Annotated in this window: 5 protein-coding genes; 3 read left to right on the forward strand and 2 right to left on the reverse strand. The window is 54.1% G+C overall.

The genetic code is table 11. From position 1 onward, the window contains the following. A partial coding sequence (locus tag ABYA88_RS15510; RefSeq protein WP_373188289.1) for a peptide-methionine (S)-S-oxide reductase occupies window positions 1-228 on the reverse strand: 228 nt, incomplete at its 3' end. Further along, window positions 182-1105 (reverse strand): LysR family transcriptional regulator, encoded by a 924-nt coding sequence (locus ABYA88_RS15515; RefSeq protein ID WP_373188290.1) that lies wholly within the window; start codon window positions 1103-1105, stop codon window positions 182-184. The genes ABYA88_RS15510 and ABYA88_RS15515, both read right to left, overlap by 47 nt. A gap of 103 nt (window positions 1106-1208) precedes the next feature. Between ABYA88_RS15515 and ABYA88_RS15520 the strand changes: the two genes are divergently transcribed. The 3 genes from ABYA88_RS15520 (at window position 1209) to ABYA88_RS15530 (ending at window position 4257) form a co-directional block, all read left to right on the forward strand. Further along, window positions 1209-2249 carry a zinc-binding alcohol dehydrogenase family protein gene (locus ABYA88_RS15520; protein ID WP_373188293.1) on the forward strand — a complete coding sequence of 347 codons (1041 nt, stop codon included), beginning with the start codon at window positions 1209-1211 and terminating at the stop codon, window positions 2247-2249. A gap of 510 nt (window positions 2250-2759) precedes the next feature. After that, window positions 2760-3725: a sulfite exporter TauE/SafE family protein gene (locus ABYA88_RS15525; protein ID WP_373188291.1), complete on the forward strand. Its 966-nt coding sequence runs from the start codon at window positions 2760-2762 to the stop codon at window positions 3723-3725. Window positions 3726-4008: 283 nt separating this feature from the next. Continuing rightward, the gene (locus tag ABYA88_RS15530; RefSeq protein ID WP_373188292.1) at window positions 4009-4257 is read left to right on the forward strand and encodes a DUF6151 family protein; all 249 of its coding nucleotides are present in this window, start codon (window positions 4009-4011) and stop codon (window positions 4255-4257) included. The last annotated feature ends 59 nt before the right edge of the window (window positions 4258-4316 follow it).

Consider the following 4316-nt stretch of genomic DNA (forward strand, 5'->3'; position numbering starts at 1 on the left):
AGGCGCATCAGAGCGGATGAACCCCTGCTCGACTCGCTCGATGCCCCGCAAAGCGGTGAACACCGCCTCTGTGCACCAATGGCAGCCTCCGCCGAAGCCTGTGCGTTGCGTTTTAGTAGATAGCTGCGTGGGCATGCGCGTGCCGTCTCCTCTGAATTCTTTGGGCTCGGCAGTGCCCAACTTAGACAAAGAGAATCCCTCTCGCATGAAGAGCTTCGATGAGGCCATTGCAATGCTGCTTCAGAGAGTCCCGGAGCACCCGGACTGCCGGAGTGATGGATTGCCTTGTTGGGCAGATCAGCCATAGCTCGGAAACGGGTGGTTTGTACTCCGGCATGACATTGACGACGCTGCCAGCGAGCAGGTCGTCCGAGATATCGAGACAGGATTTCACGGCTACCCCGTAACCGGCCACGCACCAGCGGCGCACAAGATCGCCGTCGTTGGACGCGCGGTTGCCCTTCACTTTCACCCGAAACTCTTCGTCGCTCCGCTTGAAGGTCCATTGATCATAGGGGATATCCCGCAATTGATAAGTCAGAGCGTTGTGGCCTGTCAGGTCGTGGGGAAAAGCTGGGGTGCCATACCGCGCGAGATAATCCGGCGCGGCGCAGAGTAGACGCGGTACGTCGCAAATCTTGAATCCGTATAGATTTGCGTCGTTTGGAGAGCCGTATCGGAGGGCCATGTCGACGGAATCCCGGAAAAAATCCACATTGCTGTCGGTAATCTGGACTCGCAGGCTCAGACCTGGATGCGTGACCATTAGCTGATCGATCCACGGCACCACCCTGTTTCGACCCAAATCTGATGATATGGACAACCGGATCTCACCTTCCACCGTTTCGGACCCGGAACGGATGTTTTGTCGGGCCTCTTCCAGCAGGTTCAGCGCCGCCTGACACTGGGGCAAGTATTTTTCCCCGGCAGCCGATAGTCGCAGCTGGCGAGTAGAACGGACGAACAGTTCGATCCCCAACTGCTGCTCAACGCGTTTTACCGCAGCGCTTGCTGTTGCAGGACGCATATCCAGGCTGGTGGCCGCCGCAGTGATGTTGCGGAACTCCGCTACTTTGAGCACAACGGTCAGATCGTCGAAGGTCATTTTCAAATAATTTTTGATTATGTTTATGGGATTACCCTGTTTATCGCATTATAGAAAGAGATCAGGATGCTTGTCATTAACCAACCTAAAAGTGGAGACAAACATGAAAGCCGTTGGATATACCGAGTCCTTGCCCATCGATAACCCCAAATCCCTTCAGGACCTGGAACTGCCTCAGCCAGAGGCCAAGGGACGGGACTTGCTGGTCCGGATCAGGGCCATTGGCGTCAATCCGGTCGATTTCAAAATACGTCAACGGGCTGCGGCAGAGCCGGGCCAGGTCAAGATACTTGGCTGGGACGCGGTCGGAGAGGTGGTAGCGGTAGGTGAGGACGTGTCAATGTTCAAGCCGGGCGACCAGGTGTATTACGCAGGAGACGTTACCAGACAGGGCAGCAACGCTGAGTACCAGGTCGTTGATGAGCGTATCGTCGGCCGCAAACCCTCCAGCCTGAACGACGCAGAGGCGGCAGCGCTGCCCCTGACCACTATCACCGCCTGGGAAATGCTATTCGATCATTTGGGGCTGAAGCAGCAGGCGCCAGACAAAATCACGCCGACTGAAGATGTGATTCTGGTTATTGGTGCGGCCGGCGGTGTCGGCTCCATCTTGATCCAATTGGCTAAGAAGCTGACTGGCGCTACCGTGATTGCCACAGCGTCCCGCCCACATTCCCAGCAGTGGGTGAAGTCGTTGGGCGCGGATCATGTGGTGAATCACCGCGAGCCACTGCAGCCTCAGATCGAACGACTGGTATCAGAGGGCAAAATTGCCCAGATTACCCACGTGGCCAGCCTACACGCCACTGATCAATACCTTGATGATTACGTGTCAGTCCTGAAGCCGTTTGGCAAAATCGCCATGATTGACGACCCAGACTCCTTGGACGCGATGAAACTCAAACCAAAGAGCTTATCTCTGCACTTTGAGTTCATGTTTGCCCGTTCGATGCACAGTGCCGATGACATTGCGGTTCAGCACGATCTCCTGGACACGGTTGCGAGCTTGGTCGACCAGGGGCACATCCGCACTACAGCCGGGAAACACCTCGGCGTGATTAATGCTGAAAATCTGCGAGCGGCTCATTCCGAACTGGAGGCTGGAACGGCCGTGGGTAAGATTGTACTGGAGCGTTTCGAGTAATGAACTGTAGCAGAGCCAGCAATAGGCTGGCTCTGCTGTAGACCTACTCCTGCGGCGTCAGCTTCAGCAGCGTGCCGTTGCCTCCAAAAACCGGAGTCAGATGAACACTCCCACCGAATCAATGTTTATCCTGACCCGCTTTTCTACCCGGCTGGGCACAAAGGGCAAATCTATCTCGGGATTTACCCGAGCACTTCTTGATCGAAAAATACACTTACGCTGCGATCGCCTAATACACCATCTCCTTTCAGGCTGACAAAAATAAGGTCCAGACTTACTGGTCGATTTCTATCAGCAGTCTAGTCGTTTTAGTGAAAAAGCAGGAAAGCAGCACGGATGTGGAGATAAGGCGACAGATAAATACCTTTTCCCGCTGCTTGCGCCCATTCGTTATAAAATGACCAGTGTTATCCATTTTTAAGTTATAAGCTGATAGCTTATCGGTATTTCTTCGGATACGCCGATTTGAATAGCATAGGTTCACCCAACACCCGCCCGGACGGCGCTCTGATGAAAATTCGTGACCTTGATTTATCCGACAATGCCTTAAATCAGGAACACGAGGCGCTAGGCATCCCTCCAATAGAGCAAATCCCGTTACATCCTGTTGTTCGCACCGCGGTCTGGTTCGCAATACTGACCCTGATCGGACTTGTCGCTCTTGGGGCAGCGCAGGTGTTTGGTGGTAGCTGGGATGAAGGTATGGCTACCATTCAAGACACCTTGAATGACCCCATGTTCTGGAAGGCGGTGCTGGTGGGTTTGCTCGCACAGGTCGTGGATGGGGCGCTCGGCATGGCGTATGGGTTAACCTCCACCAGCTTTCTGCTGGCAACCGGCGCATCGCCAGCGCTGGCCACTGCATCAGTACACATGGCCGAAGTCTTTACTACCGGCGTCTCGGGTGTATCGCATGCCAAATTCGGCAACGTCGATAAAAAACTGTTTGTCCGCCTGTTGATCCCCGGCATTGTCGGCGGTCTGCTCGGCGCAGTGCTCGTCACCCAGATTGATGGCAATACCCTGAAGCCCTTCATCACCGCATATCTGTTGTTGATGGGCGTTTATGTTTTGAGCAAAGCCTTCCGCAAACACATAAAGTCGCGTAAAGGCGAACCCAGACACGTCGCCAAACTTGCGCTGCTGGGCGGTTTTGTAGATACCTCGGGTGGTGGCGGTTGGGGCCCGGTTGTTACCACGACCTTAGTCGGCACCGGCCACGACCCACGCACAACGATAGGGTCGGTAAACTTCGCTGAATTCTTCCTGACACTAGCCAGCGCAGCATCGCTCTATATTCTGGTCGATGAGACCATCTGGCATGTGGTGGCAGGTCTGATTGTGGGTGGTTTATTCGCTGCGCCTCTTGCGGCTTACGCGTGCAAAAAGTTCTCGACCAGAACCCTGTTGATACTGGTTGGATTGTTGATAATCGGGATATCAGTATTCAATCTGTACAAGACTGTTTTCATGTAAATCTTGTGAAACCGGGCTTTTGCAGCAGAACCGTACAGGAGGGCGGCGACGAGCACTCAAGCTGCATTCGTAGGTGCGCAAAAGCTGAGAGGCTCGCTGAGCTGCACAGCCCGCTTTTAAACTGCGTGATAAGCTTTTCCCATACTTCGCGACGGCAAGGTCACCACGTTCATAAGTGTGCTGGATCTCTTCGAGATAGGTGTCGGGCCCATGGTGGCACTATTTCATCGGCCGTATAAACGCGTAAACAAATGGGGGGCAGATGAACATTACAGGAGGCAATATGATGGATAACCTGGTACTTCAATGTCGTTGTGGGCAGTTCAAAAGCCGCGCTATCAATATCAATCCAGAGGACGGTACCCGGGTAATCTGTTATCGCAAGGACTGCCAGACCTTTACCCACGCGCTCAAGGCGAGCGCCGAGTTACTCGATGAGCAAGGCGGTACCGACATCTACCAATTGCCGCCTGCACTCCTGCACGCCTGCAACCTCCACAGTGGCTGGAACAGATTCGCTGCCTGCGCTTGAGCAAAAATAGCCTTTATCGCTGGTATGCCGGCTGCTGCAGCACTCTATAAGCAATACCC

This window comes from Halopseudomonas sp., from assembly GCF_041579695.1.
Taxonomy (GTDB): Bacteria; Pseudomonadota; Gammaproteobacteria; order Pseudomonadales; family Pseudomonadaceae; genus Halopseudomonas.

What these genes read in the sequence shown, in the direction of transcription:
- ABYA88_RS15515 (WP_373188290.1), bottom strand. Translation starts at nt 1,105, where the DNA reads ATGACCTTCGACGATCTGACCGTTGTGCTCAAAGTAGCGGAGTTCCGC.
- ABYA88_RS15520 (WP_373188293.1), top strand. Translation starts at nt 1,209, where the DNA reads ATGAAAGCCGTTGGATATACCGAGTCCTTGCCCATCGATAACCCCAAA.
- ABYA88_RS15525 (WP_373188291.1), top strand. Translation starts at nt 2,760, where the DNA reads ATGAAAATTCGTGACCTTGATTTATCCGACAATGCCTTAAATCAGGAA.
- ABYA88_RS15530 (WP_373188292.1), top strand. Translation starts at nt 4,009, where the DNA reads ATGATGGATAACCTGGTACTTCAATGTCGTTGTGGGCAGTTCAAAAGC.